24 protein-coding genes are annotated in these 22,524 nt (G+C 67.0%); 12 read left to right on the top strand and 12 right to left on the bottom strand.

The window, feature by feature from the left end; all coding sequences use genetic code 11:
- Positions 1 to 12 precede the first annotated feature (12 nt).
- Positions 13 to 597: a hypothetical protein gene (locus NA12_RS27620; protein WP_067457716.1), complete on the top strand. Its 585-nt coding sequence runs from the start codon at positions 13 to 15 to the stop codon at positions 595 to 597.
- 5 nt (positions 598 to 602) lie between these two features.
- Here NA12_RS27620 and NA12_RS27615 read toward each other — a convergent pair whose 3' ends face one another.
- Positions 603 to 749: a DUF1059 domain-containing protein gene (locus NA12_RS27615; protein WP_067457713.1), complete on the bottom strand. Its 147-nt coding sequence runs from the start codon at positions 747 to 749 to the stop codon at positions 603 to 605.
- A gap of 88 nt (positions 750 to 837) precedes the next feature.
- Between NA12_RS27615 and NA12_RS27610 the strand changes: the two genes are divergently transcribed.
- The gene (locus NA12_RS27610) at positions 838 to 1,494 is read left to right on the top strand and encodes a class I SAM-dependent methyltransferase (protein WP_067457710.1); all 657 of its coding nucleotides are present in this window, start codon (positions 838 to 840) and stop codon (positions 1,492 to 1,494) included.
- Positions 1,495 to 1,500: 6 nt separating this feature from the next.
- Here the strand turns inward: NA12_RS27610 and NA12_RS27605 are convergent, their stop codons facing one another.
- From NA12_RS27605 to NA12_RS27580, 6 genes are all read right to left on the bottom strand, one after another.
- Positions 1,501 to 2,523, bottom strand: a complete 1,023-nt coding sequence (locus NA12_RS27605; RefSeq protein WP_067457708.1) for a prenyltransferase/squalene oxidase repeat-containing protein — start codon at positions 2,521 to 2,523, stop codon at positions 1,501 to 1,503.
- Positions 2,513 to 3,244, bottom strand: a complete 732-nt coding sequence (locus NA12_RS27600; protein WP_067457705.1) for a class I SAM-dependent methyltransferase — start codon at positions 3,242 to 3,244, stop codon at positions 2,513 to 2,515. The genes NA12_RS27605 and NA12_RS27600 overlap by 11 nt, the downstream gene beginning before the upstream one ends.
- Before the next feature lie 37 nt (positions 3,245 to 3,281).
- A complete protein-coding gene (locus NA12_RS27595) occupies positions 3,282 to 4,526 on the bottom strand; it encodes a glycosyltransferase family 4 protein (protein WP_067457702.1) in 1,245 nt (414 codons plus the stop codon).
- Entirely contained in the window at positions 4,526 to 5,785 is a 1,260-nt protein-coding gene (locus tag NA12_RS27590) for a cytochrome P450 (protein ID WP_067457699.1), read from the bottom strand. Before NA12_RS27590 ends, NA12_RS27595 begins: the two co-directional genes overlap by 1 nt.
- Before the next feature lie 19 nt (positions 5,786 to 5,804).
- Positions 5,805 to 7,157, bottom strand: a complete 1,353-nt coding sequence (gene cyp51 / locus NA12_RS27585) for a lanosterol 14-alpha demethylase (RefSeq protein ID WP_067457696.1) — start codon at positions 7,155 to 7,157, stop codon at positions 5,805 to 5,807.
- Between the two features lie 116 nt (positions 7,158 to 7,273).
- Positions 7,274 to 7,867 carry a TetR/AcrR family transcriptional regulator gene (locus NA12_RS27580; RefSeq protein ID WP_067457693.1) on the bottom strand — a complete coding sequence of 198 codons (594 nt, stop codon included), beginning with the start codon at positions 7,865 to 7,867 and terminating at the stop codon, positions 7,274 to 7,276.
- Between the two features lie 117 nt (positions 7,868 to 7,984).
- Between NA12_RS27580 and NA12_RS27575 the strand changes: the two genes are divergently transcribed.
- From NA12_RS27575 to NA12_RS27550, 6 genes are all read left to right on the top strand, one after another.
- Positions 7,985 to 9,454, top strand: a complete 1,470-nt coding sequence (locus tag NA12_RS27575; protein ID WP_067457690.1) for an aldehyde dehydrogenase — start codon at positions 7,985 to 7,987, stop codon at positions 9,452 to 9,454.
- Between the two features lie 36 nt (positions 9,455 to 9,490).
- A complete protein-coding gene (locus NA12_RS27570; protein ID WP_067457687.1) occupies positions 9,491 to 10,240 on the top strand; it encodes an SDR family oxidoreductase in 750 nt (249 codons plus the stop codon).
- A complete protein-coding gene (locus NA12_RS27565; RefSeq protein WP_067457684.1) occupies positions 10,237 to 11,124 on the top strand; it encodes an NAD(P)-dependent oxidoreductase in 888 nt (295 codons plus the stop codon). Before NA12_RS27570 ends, NA12_RS27565 begins: the two co-directional genes overlap by 4 nt.
- Positions 11,121 to 11,501, top strand: coding sequence for a carboxymuconolactone decarboxylase family protein (locus tag NA12_RS27560; protein ID WP_067457681.1), 381 nt, complete (start codon positions 11,121 to 11,123; stop codon positions 11,499 to 11,501). The genes NA12_RS27565 and NA12_RS27560 overlap by 4 nt, the downstream gene beginning before the upstream one ends.
- 51 nt (positions 11,502 to 11,552) lie before the next feature.
- Complete coding sequence (locus tag NA12_RS27555) at positions 11,553 to 12,035, top strand: nitroreductase family deazaflavin-dependent oxidoreductase (protein ID WP_132370424.1); 483 nt, start codon at positions 11,553 to 11,555, stop codon at positions 12,033 to 12,035.
- A 62-nt stretch (positions 12,036 to 12,097) separates the two neighbouring features.
- The gene (locus NA12_RS27550) at positions 12,098 to 12,682 is read left to right on the top strand and encodes a TetR/AcrR family transcriptional regulator (RefSeq protein ID WP_067457675.1); all 585 of its coding nucleotides are present in this window, start codon (positions 12,098 to 12,100) and stop codon (positions 12,680 to 12,682) included.
- A gap of 9 nt (positions 12,683 to 12,691) precedes the next feature.
- Here the strand turns inward: NA12_RS27550 and NA12_RS27545 are convergent, their stop codons facing one another.
- Together NA12_RS27545 and NA12_RS27540 are read right to left on the bottom strand one after the other, a co-directional pair.
- Complete coding sequence (locus tag NA12_RS27545) at positions 12,692 to 13,489, bottom strand: MBL fold metallo-hydrolase (protein ID WP_067457672.1); 798 nt, start codon at positions 13,487 to 13,489, stop codon at positions 12,692 to 12,694.
- 9 nt (positions 13,490 to 13,498) lie between these two features.
- On the bottom strand, positions 13,499 to 13,960 hold the full coding sequence (locus NA12_RS27540; RefSeq protein ID WP_243655159.1) for a grhN: 462 nt from the start codon (positions 13,958 to 13,960) through the stop codon (positions 13,499 to 13,501).
- Between the two features lie 87 nt (positions 13,961 to 14,047).
- Here NA12_RS27540 and NA12_RS27535 point away from each other — a divergent pair, with 87 nt between their 5' ends.
- Together NA12_RS27535 and NA12_RS27530 are read left to right on the top strand one after the other, a co-directional pair.
- Complete coding sequence (locus NA12_RS27535; RefSeq protein ID WP_067457669.1) at positions 14,048 to 15,181, top strand: helix-turn-helix transcriptional regulator; 1,134 nt, start codon at positions 14,048 to 14,050, stop codon at positions 15,179 to 15,181.
- A 248-nt stretch (positions 15,182 to 15,429) separates the two neighbouring features.
- Positions 15,430 to 16,647 carry an MFS transporter gene (locus NA12_RS27530; RefSeq protein WP_341540351.1) on the top strand — a complete coding sequence of 406 codons (1,218 nt, stop codon included), beginning with the start codon at positions 15,430 to 15,432 and terminating at the stop codon, positions 16,645 to 16,647.
- 688 nt (positions 16,648 to 17,335) lie between these two features.
- Here NA12_RS27530 and NA12_RS27525 read toward each other — a convergent pair.
- Together NA12_RS27525 and NA12_RS27520 are read right to left on the bottom strand one after the other, a co-directional pair.
- Positions 17,336 to 18,238 (bottom strand): SGNH/GDSL hydrolase family protein, encoded by a 903-nt coding sequence (locus NA12_RS27525; RefSeq protein ID WP_067457663.1) that lies wholly within the window; start codon positions 18,236 to 18,238, stop codon positions 17,336 to 17,338.
- A gap of 51 nt (positions 18,239 to 18,289) precedes the next feature.
- A complete protein-coding gene (locus NA12_RS27520) occupies positions 18,290 to 19,606 on the bottom strand; it encodes a glycoside hydrolase family 1 protein (protein ID WP_084473148.1) in 1,317 nt (438 codons plus the stop codon).
- 233 nt (positions 19,607 to 19,839) lie between these two features.
- On the opposite strand from NA12_RS27520, the gene NA12_RS27515 reads away from it, so the two are divergent.
- Both NA12_RS27515 and NA12_RS27510 read left to right on the top strand, forming a co-directional pair.
- Positions 19,840 to 20,403, top strand: a complete 564-nt coding sequence (locus tag NA12_RS27515; protein ID WP_067457657.1) for a TetR/AcrR family transcriptional regulator — start codon at positions 19,840 to 19,842, stop codon at positions 20,401 to 20,403.
- Between the two features lie 280 nt (positions 20,404 to 20,683).
- A complete protein-coding gene (locus NA12_RS27510; protein WP_067457963.1) occupies positions 20,684 to 21,646 on the top strand; it encodes a YihY/virulence factor BrkB family protein in 963 nt (320 codons plus the stop codon).
- A gap of 149 nt (positions 21,647 to 21,795) precedes the next feature.
- On the opposite strand, the gene NA12_RS27505 is transcribed toward NA12_RS27510, so the two are convergent.
- Positions 21,796 to 22,335 (bottom strand): hypothetical protein, encoded by a 540-nt coding sequence (locus NA12_RS27505; protein WP_084473146.1) that lies wholly within the window; start codon positions 22,333 to 22,335, stop codon positions 21,796 to 21,798.
- Between the last annotated feature and the right edge of the window lie 189 nt (positions 22,336 to 22,524).

Here is a 22,524-nt window from a genome sequence, read left to right as displayed (position 1 = left end):
CAAGGATGGACCATGAGTACAGCGACCGAAGAAGCCACCACGACCGCGGCCGGGCCCACGCCGCACACCGTATCCCTGCGACTGTCGACCGTGCTGGTCACCGCCACGATCGCCGTTCTGGTCGCCGCGGTCGTCACCTTCGCGGTGCTGTACTTCTCGGCGGAGTCGACGATCGCCGACCGTGCGGCACGCGACGCCGACGTCAGGCATGTCGAACAGATCGCCTCGGACTACGGGGTCGGCGCGTCCACCATCGACTACCGCGACGTGCAGGCCTGGTTCACCCGGCTGCGCACCGGTACCACCCCGCAACTGGCCGCCAAGTTCGACGCCACCGCACCGCAATTGGAACAGATCCTGTTGCCGCTGCAGTGGACGTCGAAGGCGACGCCGCTCTCGGCGACGGTGACCTCGGAGAACGGCGGCATCTACAAGGTCAACGCCTACCTCGATGTGGTCTCCACCAGCGCCCAGACACCCGGCGGAACGCGCACCACCGTGACCTACTCGCTCACCGTGGACCGCAATGCCGACTGGCAGATCACCGAGGTGGGTGGCCTGCAGAACGCGCTGCCGACCAAGCAGCCCACCAAGTAGCCGACTCAGTAGGCGATGAAGAGGATCTCCTCGGGGGAGTAGTCGTGTCCCGGGTGGTTCTCGGCCAGGTGCGCCTGGGTCTGCTTGATCAGATCGTCTTCGTCGGTGCCCTTGATGGCGAGGCCGCAGGGGCAGTTGAGGCGAGTCTTCATCGGTGTTCTCCTCTGGTTTCGACTATCCGAACAGGTTTCCGGACAGTAGTCCGGATTGTATTCCAGTTCATATGTTAGCGTGGCCCGCATGGCAGCTGTAGACGAAATCTCCGCCGGTACCAGTGATCTGTTCGCACTCGCCGAACAGACCATCGGATTCATGCCACCGGACGAGGGGCACGCGCTCTACGCTGCCGCTCGGGCGTACGCGGGCGACGGAATCATCATGGAGATCGGTACCTATTGCGGCAAGTCGACCGTCTATCTCGGTGCCGCCGCCCGCGAGACCGGCGCCGCCGTGTTCACCGTCGACCACCACCGCGGCTCCGAGGAACACCAGCCGGGCTGGGAGTACCACGACACCGCCCTGGTCGACCCGGAGACCGGGGTCTTCGACACCGTGACCACGTTCCGGCGCACCATGATCCGGGCGGAGCTCACCGACACGGTGACCGCGATCATCGGCTCGTCCACCGCCGCGGCGCGCGTCTGGCGGACCCCGCTGCGGATGCTGTTCATCGACGGCGGCCACACCGAGCAAGCCGCTCAGCGCGATTACGACAACTGGGTGCCCTGGGTGGCGGGCGGTGGACTGCTCGCCATCCACGACGTCTTCCCCGACCCCGCCGATGGTGGCCGCGCGCCGTTCAACATCTATCGCCGCGCACTCGACAGCGGCAAGTTCAGCGAACTCTCGGTCACCGGTTCGCTGCGAATCCTGCAGCGAACCGCCGCCTGCGGCTGAATGAGCTCAGCGGGGTAGTGCCTCGCGAAAGATGCCGTTGCCCGCCGTGGTGCGGGTGATGGCGTCGGCGGCGAGCACGACCGCCGCCCCGGTCCACGTGGTGCGTTCTTCCGGCCAGCGCTTGCCATCGGTGAAAACCAGTCCGGTCCAATAGGAACCGTCGAGTTCGCGCAGATGCTGCATAGCGGCGAACAGGGTGGCCGCGGCAGTGGTGTCGCCGATAGCGTCCAGTGCCATGACCAGTTCACAGGTCTCGGCGCCGGTCACCCATGGCGCGTCGGACACGCAGCGGATGCCGAGGTCGCCGACGACGAATTCGTCCCAGCGCGCGGCGATCAGCTCGGTGGCCGCCGCGCCGCGCACCGCGCCACCGAGCACGGGGTAGTACCAGTCCATGGAGTAGCGGCTCTTGTCCAGGAACGCTTCGGGGTGATGGCGCAGGGCGCGACCGAGCCGGTCGCGCGCCGCCGCCCAGTCCGGGCGCGGATCGCCCATCCGCTCGGCGAGGGTCACCGCGCAGCCGAGGCTGTGGAAGATGCTGGAACAGCCGGTGAGCAGGGCTTCGCCGCAGGACCCGGATTCGTTCGCCGACCAGTGGATCTCGCCGTGGGCGCCCCGTCGCAGGCCGAGGACGAAGTCGATGCCGGCGCGGACCGTCGGCCACAGCTCGGCGGCGAAGCCGGTATCGCCGGTGATCGACAGGGCGTGCAGCACGCCGGTGGCCAGATAGGCGCAGAAGTTGGTGTCGGCGTCGTGATTCTCGATCACGCCGGCGCGCAGCTGCATCGGCCACGAGCCGTCGGACCGTTGCGTTTTCGCCGACCAGATATAGGCCTCGCGGGCCTGGTCCCACAGCCCGGCCACGGTCAATGCCATCGCGGACTCGATGTGGTCCCACGGGTCGGTGTGACCGCCGCTGAACCAGGGAATCGCGCCGTCGGGTTCCTGTGCGGCGGCGATGGATTCGGCGGTCCGGCGGATATCACGCGCGGAGATCACCCCGGGAACAGCAGGTAGCTCAACGGGCATCGCCGCGCACCGCCGGTTTCGTGAAGTAGAGCGCGACAGACTTGCCGACCAGCGGATTGAGCACCCGTTCGGCCGTGCGCGTCAGCGCGGGGGCCGACATCATGTCCCACACCAGCATGCGGTGATAGGCGCTCACCAGCGGGTGCTTGTCATTGCGCACGCCGACAGCGCATTTGAGCCACCAGAAGGGTGCGTGCAGCGCGTGCGCGAAATCCTGGTGGTGGTAGCGCAGACCGCGCGCGGTGATCTTGTCGCGCAGCTCGTCGGCGCGGTAGATACGCACGTGACCGCCCTCGTTGGCGTGGTACTCGTCCGAGAGCGCCCAGCAGATGCGTTCGGGCAGCCAGCGCGGCACCGTCACAGCCAGTGCGCCACCGGGTTTGACCACTCGCGCCAGTTCGGCGATCGCCCGCGTGTCCTGCGGGACGTGCTCGAGGATCTCCGAGGCGATGACCACGTCGAATTCGTCGTTGCCATAGGGCAGGTCGAGCGCGTCGCCGCGCACGGTCTCGGCCTTGGCGTACTCCGGCGCCTCGCCCGCCGCGGCCATCGCCTCGAACATGAGGTTCACATCGGCCAGGTCGTCGGCGTTCTGGTCGAACGCGACGACGTCGGCTCCGCGACGATAGGCCTCGAAGGAATGTCTGCCCGCGCCGCAGCCGATGTCGATCACCCGTGATCCGGGGCCGACGCCCAAGCGGTCGAAATCGACGGTCAACATGAGGCCTCCAGGTGCGGTGCGGGGTCGGGCGGTGTCGTCATCGGGCGGTGCCCGGCGGGGTGGGGGAGCGGCGGGTGATCGCCTGGTCGTAGATCGCGACCGTCTGCGCGGCGACGGCCGACCAGCTGAACAGCTCTAGTACGCGAACCCGCCCCGCCGCGCCGAGGCGCTCGCGCCGGTCGGGGTCGACGAGCAGTTCGCCGAGCACTCGCGTCAGCGCGTCCACGTCGCCCGGCTCGACCAGTTCGGCGCACTCGCCGACGACCTCGGGCAGCGCGCCCGCCCGGCTCGCGACCAGCGGCGTCGCGCTGGCCATCGCCTCGACGGCGGGCAGCGAGAACCCCTCGTACATCGACGGAATGCACGCGATCTCGGCCGAGGCGAGCAGTTCGGCCAGCTGCTCGTCGCTCATTCCGCTGACCGGGGTGACGATATCGGCGATGCCGAGTTCGGCGATCAGCTTCTCGGTGGGGCCGTTCGGCTCCAGCCTCGCGACGAGCCGGAGCTCGACATCGTGGGTATTACGCAGCCGGGCAACGGCTTTCAGCAGATGCGCGATGCCCTTGAGCGGCTTGTCGGCGCTGGCTACCGCGACGATCCGCCCCCGGGCTCGCGGTGTCTCCCGTGGCCGGAACAGTGCGGTGTCCACGCCGAGGGGAACGGTCCGCAACTGTTCGGGCCGCACACCGAAGTCCTGCGCGATATCGGCGGCCGACGACGAGGACACCGTGATCAGGTCCGGAATCCGCTGTGCGACTCGCTTCTGCATGCCGAGGAAGCCGTACCAGCGCCGCACGAACAGCTTGCGCCGCCACGGCGTCGCGGCCAGATCGACCGCGCGGTCGCGGGTGATCGGATGGTGGACGGTCGCCACCAGCGGCAGCAGCTCGGCGATGTCGAGCAGACCGGAGCCCAGGCACTGATTGTCGTGCACGACATCGAAATCCGCGATGCGCGAGGCCAACAGCCTGGCGACGCGCTTGCTGAACGTGCGCGGTTCGGGGAATCCGGCCGTCCACATGGTGGCGAGCTCGAGCAGGTCGATGCGATCGCGGATCTCACGAGGATGGGGTGTGCGAAAGGGATCTTCGTCGCGATAGAGGTCCAGACTCGGCACCTCGGTGAGCCGCACCCGCGGATCGAGCTCCTCGGGATAGGGCTGGCCGGAGAACACCTCGACCTCATGGCCGAGCTCGACGAGTCCCTGGCTCAGATACCGGACATACACTCCCTGTCCGCCACAGTGTGGCTTGCTCCGATAGGACAGCAGTGCGATCCTCATCAGTCCCCTTCTCCTGGCCCGTAGCTGACCTGCCAGTGCTTGATGCCGTTGATCCACCCAGACCGTAGCCGCTGCGGCTCCGAAATCTGGGACAGATCGGGCATCACGTCGGCGATGGCGTTGAAGATCAGATCGATCTCGAGCCGGGCCAGATTGGCGCCGACGCAGAAGTGCGTGCCGGTGCCGCCGAAGGCCAGATGCGGATTGGGGTCGCGCAGGATATCGAAGCTGAAGGGGCGTTCGAACGCGTCCTCGTCGAAATTGGCCGAGCTGTAGAACAATCCGACGCGGTCCCCGGCGCGGATGCGCTGCCCGCCGAGCTCGGTGTCGGCGGTCGCGGTGCGCTGGAAGACCGTGACCGGGGTGGCCCACCGCACGATCTCGTCGGTCGCGGTGCGTGGGCGTTGCCGCTTGTAGAGCTCCCACTGATCCGGGTTGTCGATGAACGCCTTCATGCCGTGGGTGATGGCGTTGCGGGTGGTCTCGTTGCCCGCCACCGCCAGCAGGATCACGAAGAACCCGAACTCGTCCGAGCCCAGCGACTCCCCGTCGAGATCGGCCTGCACCAGGGCGCTGACGATGTCGTCGGCCGGTTCGGCGCGCCGCTGTTCGGCCATGTTCCAGGAGTAGCCGAGGATCTCCATGGCCGCGGTCGCCGCGACGTCGGTCGTGGTCGCGTCGCTGTATTCGGGATCGTCGTAGTTGAGCATCTGATTCGACCAGTCGAACAGCTTGCGGCGGTCCTGCTGGGGGACACCGACCAATTCGGCGATGGCCTGCAGCGGAAGCTCGCACGCCACCTGTTCGACGAAATCACCGCCGCCCGCCGCCCGTGCCGCGCGCACGATCGCCGCCGCCCGTTCGGCCAGCGCCGCGCGCAACCCCTCGACCGCGCGCGGCGTGAAACCCTTGGAGATGATCCGGCGGATCTTGGTGTGCTTGGGCGGATCCATGTTCAGCAACAGGGCGCCGGTGAGCTCGATCTGCTCGGGCGTCACCTCGCCGGGCAGCCGGATAACCGAACCCTTGCGCTGGGAGGAGAACAGTTCGGGATTGCGCGAGATCTCCTTGATGTCCTCGTGCTTGGAGATCACCCAGTAGCCGCCGTCGCGGAATCCGCCCGACTGCGCGTCGGTCTGGGCGTTCCACCAGACCGGTGCGGTGCGGCGCAGTTCGGCGAATTCCTGGATGGGGTTACGCGTTTCCCACAGTGCCGGATCGGTGAAATCGAATCCGCTGGGGATGGACGACGCTGTCACAGTGTTCCTCCGCCCGCGCTCAGCGCTGCCTGCGCCGGTATCGCACGCGGCAGGGTTGCTCGAGCTGAACCACCATCTTGGAATGGTCGTTGCGGTAGGTGTCCGAGGGCTGGGCGAGTTCGAACTCCCAGTCCCGCAGCAGAATCGAGAAGATCGCCTTGAGCTGCATGAGCGCGAACGGGGCGCCGACGCAGCGATGCTTGCCCGCGCCGAACGGAATCCAGGTCCAGCGGTTGACGATGTCTTCCTGGCGCGGATCGAGGTAGCGAGCGGGATCGAAGGCGTCCGGGTCGGGGAAATCCTCCGGAATCCGGTTGGAGATGGCGGGCGTGGCCGCGACCATGTCGCCCGGCGCGATCTGATGTCCGCACACCTCGAACTCCGCGCGCGCCACGCGCATGAGCACGATGAGCGGCGGATGCAACCGCAACGACTCCTTGAGCGCGGCCTCCAGATTCGGGATCTGGCGCAGCGCGTGATGACTCACGTCGGCGCCGTCGGCGTAGAGCTCGTCGAGTTCGGTGACGACACCGGCCAACGTCTCGGGGTGGCGCAGCAGCTCGATGATCGTCCAGGCCGCGGTGCCCGAGGTGGTGTGGTGGCCCGCGAACATCATCGAGATGAAGATGCCGGTGATCTCGCTGGCCGAGAACCGTAGTTCCCCGTTCTCGTCCTTCACCGAGATGAGCACATCGAGCATGTCGCGGTCGTCTTTGCCGGTGGGCGGATTCGCCTCGCGCTGATCCATGATCGCCTGGACCAGCTCGACCAGCGCTACGCGCGCCGCGTCGCGCCGGGTGAAACTCTCGATCGGCGCGTACGGATCGACGTAGGCCAGGGCGTCGGTGCCCTGCTCGAGCTCGTGGTAGAGGTGCGCGAAGCGTCCATCGAGCTGATTGCGGAACTTCACGCCGATCAGACAGGACGAGGAGGTGTAGATGGTCAGCTCGGCGAAGAACTCGAGCAGGTCGATCTCGCCCTCGTCGTCCCACTGGGCGACCATCTGGTCCACCTCGCGGGCGATGGTGCCCGCGTGCCCGCGCATATGGTCCGCGCGCAGTGCCGAGTTGTGCAGCATCTCCTTGCGGCGTTCCGGGGGCGCGTCGAAGACGACGCCCTCGCCGAAGATGGGCTTCATGAACGGGTAGGCGGCGGCTTGATCGAGATCGTCGTCGCCGGCGCGGAAGAAGAATTCGTTGGCTTCGGCGCCGGACAGCAGGACGACATCGCGTCCCGCGAGTTCGAAGGCCCCGACATCGCCGCACTCGGCGCGTACCCGCCGCATCAGCGCGATCGGGTCGGTGCGGAACTCGGCGAGGTGCCCGTGTTCCTCTTCGCCTCCGGATACGCGCTGCGGTTTGACCAGCGTCATTGGAACATCCTTCCCGGAATACTGTCCAGACACTTGGTGGACATGTGTCTGGACAGTACTACGGTCGTCGGCCCGCGACAAGGCTCGAACGGCGGCGAATCCGGTCGTCGAGTGGGTCAGTCGTCGTCGGCGTGCTCGACCATCAGTCGGCGCGCGCACATCTCGAGCAGGTCGGCGACCTGCTCGTACGACAGCAGGCCCATGCCGCCTTGCAGCAGCGCGCCCGAGTACAGCAACTCGAGCGCGGCCAGGCGTTCGGGATCCTTCGCGCGCAGCGCCTGGTTCAGTCGGTGGCGGATCTCCATGCCGATGCGTACCCGCAGGTGGTGCACGTCGGGATCGTCGCCCAGGAGTGCGCTGCTGACCGCCCCGGCCAGCGCGGGTTCGTCGGCCACCAGCATCGAGACCTGTCGCAGGACGGCGACCACGCGGGTGGTCGCGTCGTCCTCGCCCCCCTCGAGCGGGGGCATGGCGACCAGTCGCCGCCAGAACACCTCGGAGATCAGGTGCTCCTTGGAGGAGAAATAGGTGTACGCGGTGGCGGTGCCGACGCCTGCCGACGCGGCGACGAGCCGGATCGTTGTCCCGGAGTAGCCCTCGCGGGACAGGACCTCGACCGCGGCGACGGTCAGGCGGTCCACGGTATCGGCCTGTTTTTCGGTCAGGCGTCGGCGAGTTGCTTCGATGCCGGTAGGCGCGGTTTCGGACATGTGTCCGGATACTACTACAGGCGGGTGTACAGGTAAAAGGCATGTATGGTCTTGCGTCTTGTCGAGTTACCGAACTATATTCCGTACACCTGTCCAGACACGTATCGGAGCCTCCCTATGAACGGCCTCGTCCCCGCCGAAGGCACACCACTGTTGATCGGCGGAAAGTTGATCCCGGGTGGTTCCGGTGTCTTCGCGACAATCAATCCCGCCACCGAGGAGGTGCTCGGATACGCCGCCGACGCCTCGGGCGCCGATATGGAGGCGGCCATCGCCGCGGCGCGCACCGCCTTCGACGAAACGCAGTGGTCGCGCGATCCGGCATTGCGCGCGCGCTGCCTGCGGCAATTGCGTGACGTGCTCGTCGAGAACATCGAGGAGTTGCGGGCGATCACGATCGCCGAGGTCGGCGCACCGGTCATGCTGACCAGCGGACCGCAACTGGAGGGGCCGATCGCGGATCTGTCCTACTCCGCCGACCTGGCCGAGAACTACCGCTGGGAAACCGACCTCGGCGCCAGGGAACAGATGGGGATCACCAGCCACCGGGTCCTGCGCCGTGAGGCCGTCGGCGTCGTCGGGGCTATCACGCCGTGGAACTTCCCGCACCAGATCAACCTGGCCAAGATCGGGCCCGCGCTGGCCGCGGGCAACACCCTGGTGCTCAAGCCCGCCCCGGACACACCGTGGTGTGCGGCCGTGCTCGGCGCGCTCATCACCGAGCACACCGATATCCCGGCGGGCGTGATCAATATCGTCACCTCGTCCGATCACGGGCTCGGCGCCCAGTTGGTCCACGATCCGCGGGTCGACATGATCACCTTCACCGGCTCGACCCAGACGGGTCGCTCGATCATGGTCGGCGCGTCGGCGACACTCAAGCGCACCTTCCTCGAGCTGGGCGGCAAATCCGCCGCCATCGTGCTCGACGACGCCGATATCGCGGCAGCGGCCAGCTACACCGCGTTCACGGTCGCCGTGCACGCCGGCCAGGGCTGCGCACTCACCACCCGACTGCTCGTGCCGCGCCAGTCCTACGACGCGGCGGTCAGCGCGGCCGCGGGCGCGCTGCGCGGGCTCAGGGCCGGTGACCCCACCAAACCCGGAACCGTGTGTGGGCCACTGATTTCCGAGCGCCAGCGGGCACGAGTGGAGCGCTACCTCGAGCTCGCGCGTGCCGAAGGCGGGAGCATCGAAGTCGGCGGCGGCAGGCCCGCGGACGCAGAGCGGGGGTACTACATCGAACCGACGCTCATCAGTGGGCTCGACAACTCCGCGACCGTCGCGCAGGAGGAGATCTTCGGTCCGGTGCTCGTCGTGATCGCCCACGACGGCGACGACGACGCGATCCGGCTCGCCAACGAATCGCCCTACGGTCTGTCGGGCTCGGTCTGGGGCAGCGATCCGGACCGGATCGAGCGCGTGGTCTCGGGGGTGCGAACCGGGTCGCTGAGCGTCAACGGCGGGCTCTGGTACCACCCCGACGTGCCGTTCGGCGGCTACAAGCAATCCGGCCTCGGCCGTGAGATGGGCGTGGCCGGTTTCGAGGAATACCTCGAGACCAAGGTGATCGCCACTCCCGCCTGACCTCACCACATCATCCACACTCAGGAGCTGAAAATCATGGCACGTTTCACCGGTCGCACCGCGATCGTCACCGGCGCGGCGCAGGGCATCGGCGCGGTCTACGCCGCCGCGCTCGCCGCCGAGGGCGCCAATGTCGTTGTCGCCGATCTCAATGTCGAGCGCGGCGAGGAGGTGGCCAAGCAGATCGTCGCCGACGGCGGGTCGGCGGCGTTCCGTCGCGTCGATGTCTCCGATCCCGAATCCGCCGCCGCGCTGGCGGAATTCACCGTCGCCGAGTTCGGCGCGATCAACCATCTGGTCAACAATGCGGCCATCTACGGGGAGATGAAGCTCGATCTGCTGCTCACCGTGCCGTGGGATTACTACAAGAAGTTCATGAGCGTGAACTTCGACGGCGCGCTCAATGTGACGCGCGCGGTCTGGCAGCCGATGATCGCGGCGGGCGGCGGCTCGATCGTCAACCAGTCCTCCACCGCCGCCTGGCTGTACTCGGGCTTCTACGGGCTGGCCAAGGTCGGCATCAACGGCCTCACCCAGCAGCTCGCCACCGAGCTCGGCGGCTCGCAGATCCGGGTGAACGCCATCGCGCCCGGCCCGATCGACACCGAAGCCACCCAGACCGTCACGCCGGGCAATATGGTCAAGGACATGGTCAAGCGCATCCCGATCAAGCGCATGGGCACCCCGCAGGACCTGGTGGGCGCCTGCCTGTACCTGCTCTCCGACGACGCGGGCTGGGTCACCGGCCAGATTCTCAATGTCGACGGCGGACAGATCATCCGATGACCACCGAATCCACCAGTGCCCCGGTCGGTTTCATCGGCCTCGGCAATATGGGCGCGCCGATCGCGCGACGGCTGCTGGAATGGCCGGGCGGGCTGACGGTCTGTGATGTTCGCGCCGAGGTCACCGAACCGTTCGTCGCGGCGGGCGCGCGGTCGGTCACCGATCCGGCGCAGGTCGCCACACACGCGCGGATCATCTGTATCACCGTCATCGACGATGCGCAGGTGACCGAGGTGCTGACCGGACCGGCGGGGATTCTCCGTACCGCGGCACCCGGCACGGTCGTCGCGGTGCACTCCACCATCAGCGACCGGACGGCGCAGGAGTTGGCCGCCCGCTGCGCGGAGCACGGGGTCGAGTTCGTCGACGCGCCCGTCAGCGGCGGTGCGCCCGGCGCCACCCAGGGCAGGCTGGCGGTGATGCTCGGCGGCAGCGCCGCCGCGGTGGACCTGATCAGGGCGCCGTTCGGTTGCTTCGCCGACCTCATCGTGCACGCGGGCCCCGTCGGCGCGGGGACACGAATGAAGTTGGCGCGCAACCTACTTCACTTCATCTCGTTCACCGCGGCCACCGAGGGGCAACGGCTCGCCGAAGCCGCCGGGATCAGTCTCACCGCGCTCGGCAAGGTGGTCCGGCATTCCGACGCGGTGACCGGCGGCCCTGGCGCGATCATGCTGCGCGACACCACCGCACCGATCGAGCCGGACGACTTCTGGTTCTCCATCCTCGGTCACGTGCGCGATCTCGGCGAGAAGGACCTGTCCCTCGCGCTCGAACTCGGTGACCGACTCGACGTCGACCTCCCACTGGCACAACTCGCCGTCGCGCGACTGGCCGAGGGACTCGGCGTCGCCCACCCTGCGCTCGACAAGGAGACACCATGACCACCGAGGGAGAAACTCCCGCCGACGTCCGCCGACGTGGCCTGGCCAAGATGAGCGAGGTCTACGGCTGGGAATTCGCCGACGGTCCCGGCGAGCATTTCGCCGTCACCGCCGACCATCTGTTCGCCGACATCTGGTCGCGGCCCGCGTTGACCCTGCGCGAACGGCGCCTGCTGCTGCTCGGGGCGCTCACCGCGCAGGGCAATTTCGACGTCGCCGAGATCCAGATCGGCGCCGCGTTGCGCAACGGCGAGCTGTCCGAGGAACAGTTGCGCGAGATCGCGCTGTTCCTGTGCCACTACGTCGGCTGGCCGGCGGGGACCTCGCTCGACGGCACCGTCGGCAAGGTGATCGCGCAGGAGCGTCGCAAGAAATGACGCACAACCGACCCGTCGGTCCGCGATCGCTGTAGCGTGCGATCGATGGGTATGCCGAAGAATCAGCCGAAAGGGCTGAACGCGCCGATGACGACGCGGATCATTCGATACGGGTCGCGCGCGCAGGCGTGGATCTATCGCCGCACCAACGGGCGCGTCGGCGGAACCTGGCGAATCGGCGCCGGGTTCCGCAGCCCGGTGCCGACCCTGCTGCTCGAACATCGAGGTCGCAAGTCCGGCAAGATCTTCGCGGCGCCGCTGCTCTACCTCGTCGACGGCCAGGATCTCGTCATCGTCGGCTCGCAGGGCGGCCTGGCGAATCACCCGCAGTGGTATCTGAATCTGCTCGCGGATCCGCACGCGCACGTCCGGATCCGCGCCGAGCACTACCCGGTTGTGGCCCGCGTCGCCGACGCCGAAGATCGGCACCGGCTGTGGCCGCTGCTGACCGAGCTCTACGCCGATTTCGATGCCTACCAGTCGTGGACCGAGCGGGAGATCCCCGTGGTGATCCTCTCCCGCACCGGCGGCTGAACGGCCGGTCCGCCCGGTGCGGTTCACCGAGGCGCCGGAACTGCCGGGTAACATTCGGACGCATGTCTGAAAGCGATTCCATCGGCCTCGAAGCAACAAGGCGTCGATTGACCGGTAAGCAGGCCGATACCGTCGAACGACTGACCAGGGCCGCGCTGGTGGTGCTCACGCGGGATGGCTTCTCCGGCATGACGATTCGGCTGGTCGCCGCGGAGGCGGGCGTCGCCACGGCGACGGCGTACACCTACTTCTCCTCCAAGGAGCACCTGGTCGCCGAGATCTTCTGGCGTCGCCTGCTGGCCTCGCGCTCGCCCGCGAGCGAGGACCCCGACCCGACGGTGCGGGTACTCGCCGAGCTGCGCAACATCGCGCTACTGGTGGCCGAGGAACAGGAACTGTCCGGCGCGGTCACCGGCGCGCTGCTCGGCTCGGACCCGGACGTCGAGCATCTGCGCACCCGCATCGGCATCGAGATCCGGAGCAGGCTCGCGCGCGCACTCGGACCCGACGCCGACAACGACGTCATCGAATGGCTCGAGATGATCTACGCGGGCGCGCTGGTGCGGGCGGGCATGGGCTACGAGTCGTACTCCGAGATCGCCGACCGCATCGAGCGGGCCGCGCAGCGGATTCTGCGCGGTTCCTGATCCGCTCGATCAGGGTTCGAAGCTCGCCAGCATCTGTTCCAGAGCGGCCTGATCGGGACTGGCGAACGGCGCGGCATGCGGCGCCTCGGCGAGCATGTCCCAGTACTGCGACACGCGTTCCCGAGCGGGTGGAAGGTGTGTACTGAGAATCTGTCCCGGGTCGAAGGCGCGTACGGCCGAGACCGTGGCGAGGTACTTGTTCTCGTCCACGACGTGCACCCACGGGCTGTCCACCGCCGCCCACAGCTGCTGTGCCGCGCGAATCTCCGCCGGTGGCGCGTAGCCGACGTCGTCGGCGGTGGCGAGTTCGGCGCTCGGCATCGGAGCGCCGAAACAGTCCGAGGTGAAACAGGTTTCGCTGCGTTCGTCGTAGAACCCGACCGTGCTCGGGTTGTCGAACAGCGGCGGACGAAACGCGGTGAGGCAGCGGTCGCCGACATCGAGGGTCTGCCCCGGATTCAGCAGATACACGCGATCGATCGGGACCGGTCGGGCACACGACATGATGCCGAGACCGGCGAAGGTGGTGATCAGCCGGGCGTTGGGAGCCGCGTCGAGCAGGTCGAACAGCGACCCGGTGTGGTCGCGATCGGGATGGGTGAGCCATATCCACTCCACGTCGGCGGGATCCACGATCGAACTCAGCGCCGCCATGAACCCACGGTCGGGAAGGCTGAGTCCGGTGTCGACGACGACGGGTTCGGCCGCGTGCAGGACAAAGGCGTTCACCGGTAGGTGACCGATACCCGGCACCTCCAGCTCGTCGGCGAGAACAGTGATGTCGTGCTGGATTCGATTGATACGCATGGTGTTTCCTCAATCCTCTAGATCGAGTCGAATGATCGAACGCGCGATCGCGGCGAGATCGTCGGCGGTCGGGTCGTAGCCTCGCGTGACCTTCAGCCCGAGTTCGAACGGGCCCGCGCCGTCGTCCATCGCCGCCCGCATCGCGGCGCCGACGCGTGCGGGCGTGGCGTCGACGAGCACGGCGCGACCGTGGCGGATCTGCCCGCGACAGGTGACGGTGACGGGAGCGCCGCCCTCCAGGTTATGCCGCCACGGTCGCTCGGTGAAGACCACCGTCTCGCCTTCGACGTGGTGCAAACAGACCGGGATCCGCAGTCTGCGCCCGGTGCGCCGGCCGGCGAATCCGAGGATCGCCTGCCGACGAATACGACCACCGAGCATGGGCGTGGCCAGGACGCGCCGCACGACAGGGTTGATCAGGCGCATCAAGGCCGGCGGCGGCGGACTGAGGCGCACATTCGTGGTCGTCATCCTTCGAGACTAGGAATCTCCCGGTCGTCGCGACATTCCACAAACCTGGTATTTCCCCTGGTCGCCCCCACGGCCTACCGTTGATCTGTGAGCACGGATTCGAAGCAACGTGCCGTCGACAAGATCGGTCGGCTGTGTCGGGAGCCGCACGATCTGGTGTCGCTGTGGCAGGAGACGACGGAGGTACTGATCACCGCCGTCCCCCACTACCTGACGCCGTGCTGGTACACCCTCGATCCCGCGTCGCTGCTGATGACCAGTCATTTCCACCACGGTCTCGCCGAGTTCCCGCCGCAATGGTTGGCCGCTGAGTACGGCGAGGAGCGCAACGGCATCGTCGATGTCGTCCGGTCGGCGACCGGACTGTCGACCTTGCACGACACTGTCGGCCCCGACCCCTCGAAAAGTGAACGCTGGCAACGCAATATGACGATGGGCGGCGACCAGGAACTGATCGCGCGACTACGCACTCGCACCGGCGAAGTCTGGGGCGCGCTCGCGCTCTACCGCGAACCCGGCGCCGCGATGTTCGACCCCACCGAGCGGGAATTCCTGGCGACCGTGGCGCCGACACTGGCCGACGGCGTCCGCCGGGCCCTGCTGATCGGGCAGGCGGACGAACCCGAATACGCGGACTCACCCGGTCTGCTGGTGCTCGACTCGGCCTGTGAGATCGAATCGGCCAGCGCCGGCGCGCGTCACTGGCTCTGCGACCTGCCCGATGGCGACTGGGATCGCGGGCAGCTGCCCAGCGCCGTGGTGACCCTCGCCGCCCGCGCGTTTCGCCACGTGGCCGAGGACCGACCCGACGAGGTCCTCGTATCGCGGGCTCTGACCAGGTCGGGAACCTGGGTGGTACTGCACGGCGCCCGCCTGACCTCATCAGCGCGGACCAGGGTCGCGGTGATCATCGAACCCGCCCACCCCAGCCGCATCTACCCGCTGCTGATGTCGGCCTACGGCCTCACCGAACGCGAGCGCGACGTCACCCGGCTGGTGCTCCAGGGCGCCTCGACAACCCAGATCGCCGACGATATGACCGTCTCGGCCCACACCGTCCAACAGCACCTGAAGAGCATTTTCGACAAGACCGGCGTCCGCAGCCGCCGCGACCTGGTCGCCAAGGTGTTCTTCACCCACTACGAACCCCGCTTCCGGGACAACGAGCAGCGCGTCACCGCCACCAAACCGGTCCGGGGCGGACCCTGGCCAACCTTCTGACCAGCCGCCGAAGAACTCGACGCACCTTCGACCGGTACATCACATCGCTATCCAGCGCGGGGCCTCGAGCCGACTTCGCGAAAACGAGTGCGACCGGGTCGGTGGCCGGGAGGTAATCGGCCGGTGAGGTTCCATCATCCGATAAAAATCAGCTCGAGCGCCGTCCTACCGAAAACATCCCATGAATAGCTAGGGTGACCGCGACGGTGGGCCGATGGGGCCTTCCCGGTCCGCGAAGGGTGTGCGCAGTGGTATCGGTCGAGGTCGGCTCACTACGGCCGCTGCTGTTCACCGTGTATGTGCCCGCCACCGCCTACGGTATCGGCATGGGCGCCGCGGCACCGGTGATGGCCCTGACCGCACTGGATCTCGGCGCGACCCCCGCCATCGCCGGCCTGACCGTCGCCCTGGTCGGGCTCGGACAGGTCCTCGGCGACATCCCGGCCGGCCAAGTGGTGACACGGCTCGGCGAGCGGTTGTCGATCATCGTCGCCAGTACAGCGGGTGCGCTCGGCGTGCTGGCGTGCCTGCTCGCGCCGTCGGTGCCGGTCCTGGGCGCTGGCATGGTCGTGGTCGGCCTGTCCAACGCGGTGTGGGGACTGGCCCGGATGAGTTACCTGTCCGAGGTGGTGCCGTTCGAACGCCGGGCCCGGGCGATGTCACTGTTCGGCGGCGCGATGCGGCTCGGCTTCTTCGTCGGACCGTTCCTCGGAGCACTCGCGATCATCGGAATCGGCACCCGCGGCGGTTTCCTGGTCCAATTGATCGCCATCGCGATCGCGGGCTGGCTGATGGCCCGGCTGCCGGACCCGCAGGGCTCCGGAGGCACCACCACCGGGCTCCCCTCACCTTCGCTGCTCGACATCTCCCGCACCCACCAGCGGCTGCTACTCACGCTGGGCGCCGGATCACTGCTGATGGGGGCGGCGCGCTCGTCCAGGGAAGCCGTACTGCCACTGTGGGCAGACCATCTCGGCGTCAGCGCGGCCACCGCGAGCCTGATCTTCGGCATCGGCGCGGGCCTGGACGTGATCTGCGCCTACCCGGCCGGACATCTGATGGACCGCTACGGCAGACGGTTCATCGCAGTGCCCTCACTGGTGATCCTGGCCGTGTCCTACACGGCCGTGCCATTCACCTCCTCGGCACTGACCTTGTGCATCGCCGCGATCGTGATGGGGATCGGTAACGGCATCGGCAACGGCGTGATCATGACCATCGGCGCCGATGTCGCCCCCGCCGCCACCCGCGCGGAGTTCCTGGCGGCCTGGCGGCTCACCCACGACGCCGGCTTCTTCCTCGGCCCACTGGCGATCAGCGGACTCGCGGCGGCGACCGTACTCGGCGTCGCGGTGTTCACCGTCGGCGCGCTGGCCGCGCTGGGCGCGGCGGTGATGGCCCGCTACATCCCCGTCTACATCCCCTGGCCCCGCCCGGTCGAAAACCATTCGGACGCACCCGGATAGGCGCGGCTCACTCGGGCACTTTCCGGTCACGATGGTGACTGCGGGCCATAGTCGCCGAACTCGGCTACGAACACCTGCGCCGGCACGACCTCCGGCACACCGGACTCACTCGGTTCGCCGATGCGGGGGTACCGGTCTATCGGCTCCAGCAGAGCCTCGACGCGAAACTCGCTGTACCCGTTGAGGTGTGAGCCCGCGAGGTGCCCGTTGAGGAAGACTCGGCAGTTCCGGTGGGCGCCCTCGAGCTCGAGGAGGACGTGGTTTTCGCGCCAATGCTGAGGGGCGGCAAAGGTTTTCGTATACCGGTAGACCCCGCCCGGGAAGTATCCGGTGTTCCAGCTGTTGCGGCAGTCGGGATCACGTTTCTCATGGACATCGCGTCATGCGGCCCGGCGATCGGGCCCGCGACAGTGCCGGGGTCGCTGTCGCGGCTGAAGTACCAGTCGTTGAATGGAAGGCGGATCACGGATTCTCCTGGGTGTTGATACGTGTCATCCGGCGAGCGGTGGCTGCGCCAGCCCGTGCCCGGCACCGGGCACAACCACTAGCGACCCGGCGGCCGGCTGGGACCGCTACTCGCTCCGTGGTGAGCCGGCAGAGCACAACGAATATCGGTCGCTGGATACCCACGAGCCCACGGCAGCGAACGGCAGCCGTGGGTTCCGGTCGTGGACGGGCTGCGTTGGTATTACCGCGTCAATGTGGTGAGTAACTGTTGGGCGGCGTTGCGGTGTCCAGCGGCGTTGGGATGCATCGGCACCGGTGACTCGATCGACTGGGGGACGATGCCGGTGATCCAGTTCTGTCCCGGCTCGGCGCAGGCATCATGGCCCGCGGTGGAGGCGGCCAGTCCGACGAAGTCAACGTTGTTGACTGCGGCCTGTGCCGCCATGACAGTGTTGAGCTGATCGATCTTGGATTGCAGATAGTTCGCGTCGGCTGCCCATGTCGGTTGTACCCCGGGGCAGCCGTCGAGGCGGATTCCGACCGGGTAGCCGACCATCACGATGCGTGCCTGTGGGGAACGTGCGCGGATCTGGTCGATGATGAGGCCGTACGTTGGGGCGAACGCTTCGATTCGGGCGCCGATCCGGTCGTGACCGTCGACGGTGAAGCGATCGGCGCACGAGGAACCGACCGGCTCCGGCAGCGGGTTGACACAGCCCGCGCCGAGTTCGATCAGGCCGATGTCGTTGCCGCCGATCCCCAGGGTCACCAACGTCGTGTCCGGACTCAGCGCATCGAACTGGGGCTCGCGGCTACCGACGAGATCGGATTGTCGACCGGCCAGATCAGCGCTGGTCGCGCTCCCGCAGGTCACATCTCGAAACGTCGCGACGCCGAGCTGCTCGGCGAGCAGGTGTGGATAGTTGACCGACGATCGACCGCACACGCTCGGCAGTCCCGACACCGGCGCCAACGGCGAGATTCCTACTCCGGCGGAGAACGAATCACCGAGAGCCACATACGTTTGTGGTGTGCCGCTGACCGGTTCGGCCTGGCTCGTCGAGCAGGGTAGTACCGTGGCCGCGACGCAGGCCGCCGCTGTCGTGCCGGTTCGAAGTGCGCGGCCGATCTTGCTGGAATACATGGTGAAATCTTTTCTTCCGGAGGTCGGGACAGACGCCGCTGGACGCGACGATCAACGGGGCAGGGTGACCGGGGCCAGGCAGCTCGAAGGCGGGTCGACCATCGAGCACCACACCGGAGGTCGAGTGGGTCGATACGCGTCGGGGACACCACCGCGGGCGGTGATGTCGCGGTAGGCGGTGACGGCGTCGGTCGGGCGGCGGGTCAGGGCCGGATCGTTCTCGACGTCGACGGTGTAGAGACCGAACCGTGAAGCGTAGGTGCCCCATTCGTAGTTGTCGGTCAAACTCCAGTAGTTGTAGCCGATCACGTTCATGCCGTCGGCTTTGGCGCGTTGGAGCCAGTAGACGGTGTCGCGCAGGTTGTCGGCGCGGTCCCAGCCGTCGGCGCGGGGTTGCCCGTTCTCGGTGGGCATCCCATTTTCGACAACGTAGAGGGGGCGGCCGGGGAACCTGCGATCGAAGTACCTCAGGGCGTAGTAGATCCCCTCCGGTGTCAACGCCAGTTTCCACGGCGTCGTGGCGTAGGTCGGAGACGAACCTTCGAGGTCGTTGAGCGAGGTGCCGAAGTAATAGTTGACCCCGATGTAGTCCAGTTTGCTCGCGACCCGGTCCTCGAACAGCACATCGGTGACGGGTTGCGCGGCCGAGGCCCACGCGACATTGCTGGTCACCATCGCGGCGGGTCGGCGGGTGTGGATGTAGTCGTAGATCGCGTTGTGGGACTGCACGAGCCGATCGTTCATCGTCGGCAACTCGAGCGGATTCAGCGCGCCCATCTGCATCTCGTGCATGCCGTAGAAGGCGGGTTCGTTGAAGGTCACCCACAGTGGATCGATGTGGTCGTAGCGGTCCACCACCAATCGTGCGTTGGTCAGCCAGTCGGCGACCATGCCAGGATTGCGCCAACCGCCGCGGTCGGCGGCCCAGCCGGGATACACCCAGTGGTCGATGGTGATCATCGGGCGCATACCGGCCGCGCGGATCGTGTCGATCACGGTGTCGTAGAAGCGAAGTCCCTGCTCGTCCCATTCGCCGGGCCGGGGTTGAATTCGTGACCACTCCACGCTCATCCGATACACGCCGACCCCCAGGTCATGGGCCAGGGCGATGTCCTCGCGGAAACGGTGGAAGAAATCGACCGAATTGCCGTACGGGTCGGGGGTCGCGCCCGAGGACGAATGCCGCGACCAGTTGCTCTCGACCGGGTAACCCTCGACCTGGAACCCCGACGAGGCGACACCCCACAGGAACGACGAGCCCATCGGAGCAGGTGTACTCGCGGCCGGTTCCGCCGACCCCACACCCACCTGTGCGCCACCTATGACCGTCAGCGTCACAATCAACGCGGCCAACTTCATTCGGCTCATGACGAATCCACGCCTTCTTCCACTCGACTACCGACAACGCGCAGCACCACTCCGAAGGCCCGCGAGTATGCGAGTCGGCACTGATCAGCGCAGGAACGTCACAGGTCGTGACCCTCACAACCTCGGACCGGACCCTGGGGTCCGGTTGCTGGTTGGAAGTGTGAACCAGGCCACCCCACCCGTCAAGCCCTCACCTGATCCCCGCCCGTCAGCAAACCGATAGAGTCGCCAGCGTGACCGAGCCCGCCCGCCGAGCCAACCGCGGACCCGCCGCCGCCGAAGCCAACCGCGCGGCCCTGATCACCGCCGCGCGCGAGATGTTCGCCGAATACGGCCCAGAAGCCCCCCTGGCCTTCATCGCCAAACGCGCGGGCGTCGGCAAGGGCAGTCTCTACCGCCACTTCCCCAACCGCGACAGCGTCGTAGCCGCGGTCTTCGAAGACAACATCAGCGAACTCGGACAACTTGCCCGAGCACCCGAAACCACCGCCGAGAAACTGATCAGCGCGATCCTCGAGCAACTCACCGATTCGGCCGCACTGATCGCCGCGCTCGATCCCACTGACAGTTCCGACACCCGCCTGTTCGCGCCCGGGCAGGAAGTGATCGCCCTGTTACGCGCGAAACTGGCCGACCCCGCCCAACTCGGCAACCTCCGCGAGGACATCACCCTCGATGAGGTCTTCGCGGGAATCGGCATGTTCGCCTCTCTATTGCTCACAACCCCCGAGTCCGCTCGGCTGACGATGGCGGCCACGGCGCGCTCGCTGCTCGTCCGCGCCTTCTACAACCAATGAACCCGGCCGTGGCCGATAGGTCACGCCCTTTGGAAACGTCAGCTGCGCTTGACCGGGGCGATGGGTAAGGCTCCTGACAGGTTCTGTCGGGTAGCGACGAGTCCCGTTGTAGTGCAGGATGTTTCGCCGTGGCAGTGCCGTGGATCGTGGACGACCAGCTGTGGGCAGTGATCGAACCGCTACTTCCGGTCAAGGCGCCGGGAACACCGGGACCGACTTCGGACCTTGTTTCGCCCGGGCGGGCGCGGGTATTGACTGGGTCGAGCGGGAGGTGGGCGTGGTGGTCGAGCACGTGCAGGCCGAAACTAGCGGAACCAGGGAACATCGAGAAATAAACGGGCCGTGGGCATTACGGTCACGTACGTGGTGGGGTGCCCTGCGCCGCACTGTCAGCGAGGTCTTCGACGACACCCTGACCGACTGGGCCGCGGCCCTGACCTATTACAGCGTGATCTCGCTGTTCCCGGGAGTCATCGTCCTCTCCGCCCTGCTCGGCCTCGCAGGCCCCGACACCACTCGATCGTTGATCGACACCATCGATGAACTCGGCTACGGTGGCGCCAACTCCGCCGCGATCCAAGTGCTCGAACAACTCCAGAATTCCCGAGCCGCCGCGGGTCCGCTGGCGATCGTCGGTATCGCGACCGCACTGTGGACCGCGTCGGGCTATATCGGGGCGTTCGTGCGCGCGGCCAACGTCGTCTATGACACCGAGGAAGGCCGACCGATCTGGAAGACCGTGCCGCTGCAACTCGTGCTCACCGCCGCGCTGGTCGTCCTCGTGGTGATATGTGCGGTCGGTGTCCTGGTCTCCGGTCGCCTGGCCGAGATCGTCGGGTCGTGGCTCGGCCTGGGCTCGGTGACCGTGCAGGTCTGGGGCATTGCGAAATGGCCTGTCCTGGCCATTTTGGTCAGCCTCGCCGTCGCGTTGCTGTATTGGGCTGCGCCCAACGCCCGCCAGCCCGGATTCCGGTGGTTGAGCCCCGGCAGCGTCCTGGCAGTGCTGCTCTGGGTGCTCGCCTCGGCCGGATTAGCTTTCTATGCCACCAATTTCGGCTCTTACAACAAGATCTATGGTTCCCTCGCTGGTGCGGTGGTGTTCCTGGTGTGGCTGTGGCTGACCAATATGGCGATCCTGCTCGGTGCCCAATTGAACGCCGAACTCGTGCGCGGGCGCAATATCGAACAGGGCGTATCGCCCGACCAGGAACCCATCCTGCCCCCACGTGAACAACCCGCCTGACTCACCCGAGGCCCGCCGCCCTGAGCGCGCCGTGCCCGCGCGTCGTTGCCGCAGACCAGGTGGTCGTTCCGGTTCCTGGAGCTCGATGACGATGCTGAAAGCGCCGCGGTGTGCTCGGCCAGCTCAGCGCGATCTTCGGGAGGACCTCCTCACAACGCCGCTTTCGTCACCGGATCGGGCGAGGGCTCGGGGGCACCGTCTTGGTCCCAGTCGCGGCAGTACGGGCACCATGGACGCAGCCTGTGGTGCAACCAGATCGAGTACATGAAGGCCGCCCAGAGCGCGTCGGCCGGCAGCGACACCACCCGCGGGAGCCCGACGGAGTGGACGAGGAATACCGGCACGCTGATGATCGCCAGGACTATCAGTATGCGAGGGGGAGTGCTGGCCCAGTGTCGTAGCCACAGCAGTCGTTGTTGGCGTTGGGCGCGCGGACCGGCGTCGGCGGGTACTTCGCGCATGCATTGCACGCACAGTCGCTGGAAGTCGTTGTGTATCAGGCCGATGATCAGGACGATGTTGCCGATGAGGAGGGTGAGCTCGACGATGGTGCCGGTGTAGTCGAAGTAGGTGGCGACACGCGCTGCCATGACTGCTGCGAGCGCGTAGAGCATCAGGTGCGCGATGGTGGTGAGGAGTCGGCTGAACCGGGACTCGTCGTTGTTGAAGGTATTGTCCATGATCGCCACGTCGGATGTGTCCTTGTTGTTCGGGCGTCGGGGTGGGGAGTTGTCGACTGGCACCGGTGCAACCGGCTGAGTTGTTATCGGGATCATAGGCCGGGGTACTGACATCATCGGCCGGTGTTCGTTGACCACGGTCACGGCGTGTAGTCGGTGAAATGTTTATCGCTTGCCCGCCGACCGGCCACTGACGGC

The sequence above is a fragment of the Nocardia alba NBRC 108234 genome, assembly GCF_001612665.1.
Lineage (GTDB): Bacteria > Actinomycetota > Actinomycetes > Mycobacteriales > Mycobacteriaceae > Nocardia > Nocardia alba.
Note: the sequence above shows the minus strand (reverse complement) of the source record. Positions and strands in the feature narration are given on the sequence as shown.

Bases quoted from the DNA above. Each gene is read 5' to 3' on its own strand.
- NA12_RS27620 (WP_067457716.1), top strand. From the start codon at position 13: ATGAGTACAGCGACCGAAGAAGCCACCACGACCGCGGCCGGGCCCACG.
- NA12_RS27615 (WP_067457713.1), bottom strand. From the start codon at position 749: ATGAAGACTCGCCTCAACTGCCCCTGCGGCCTCGCCATCAAGGGCACC.
- NA12_RS27610 (WP_067457710.1), top strand. From the start codon at position 838: ATGGCAGCTGTAGACGAAATCTCCGCCGGTACCAGTGATCTGTTCGCA.
- NA12_RS27605 (WP_067457708.1), bottom strand. From the start codon at position 2,523: ATGCCCGTTGAGCTACCTGCTGTTCCCGGGGTGATCTCCGCGCGTGAT.
- NA12_RS27600 (WP_067457705.1), bottom strand. From the start codon at position 3,244: ATGTTGACCGTCGATTTCGACCGCTTGGGCGTCGGCCCCGGATCACGG.
- NA12_RS27595 (WP_067457702.1), bottom strand. From the start codon at position 4,526: ATGAGGATCGCACTGCTGTCCTATCGGAGCAAGCCACACTGTGGCGGA.
- cyp51 (WP_067457696.1), bottom strand. From the start codon at position 7,157: ATGACGCTGGTCAAACCGCAGCGCGTATCCGGAGGCGAAGAGGAACAC.
- NA12_RS27580 (WP_067457693.1), bottom strand. From the start codon at position 7,867: ATGTCCGAAACCGCGCCTACCGGCATCGAAGCAACTCGCCGACGCCTG.
- NA12_RS27575 (WP_067457690.1), top strand. From the start codon at position 7,985: ATGAACGGCCTCGTCCCCGCCGAAGGCACACCACTGTTGATCGGCGGA.
- NA12_RS27570 (WP_067457687.1), top strand. From the start codon at position 9,491: ATGGCACGTTTCACCGGTCGCACCGCGATCGTCACCGGCGCGGCGCAG.
- NA12_RS27565 (WP_067457684.1), top strand. From the start codon at position 10,237: ATGACCACCGAATCCACCAGTGCCCCGGTCGGTTTCATCGGCCTCGGC.
- NA12_RS27560 (WP_067457681.1), top strand. From the start codon at position 11,121: ATGACCACCGAGGGAGAAACTCCCGCCGACGTCCGCCGACGTGGCCTG.
- NA12_RS27555 (WP_132370424.1), top strand. From the start codon at position 11,553: ATGCCGAAGAATCAGCCGAAAGGGCTGAACGCGCCGATGACGACGCGG.
- NA12_RS27550 (WP_067457675.1), top strand. From the start codon at position 12,098: ATGTCTGAAAGCGATTCCATCGGCCTCGAAGCAACAAGGCGTCGATTG.
- NA12_RS27545 (WP_067457672.1), bottom strand. From the start codon at position 13,489: ATGCGTATCAATCGAATCCAGCACGACATCACTGTTCTCGCCGACGAG.
- NA12_RS27540 (WP_243655159.1), bottom strand. From the start codon at position 13,960: ATGACGACCACGAATGTGCGCCTCAGTCCGCCGCCGCCGGCCTTGATG.
- NA12_RS27525 (WP_067457663.1), bottom strand. From the start codon at position 18,238: ATGTATTCCAGCAAGATCGGCCGCGCACTTCGAACCGGCACGACAGCG.
- NA12_RS27520 (WP_084473148.1), bottom strand. From the start codon at position 19,606: ATGAGCCGAATGAAGTTGGCCGCGTTGATTGTGACGCTGACGGTCATA.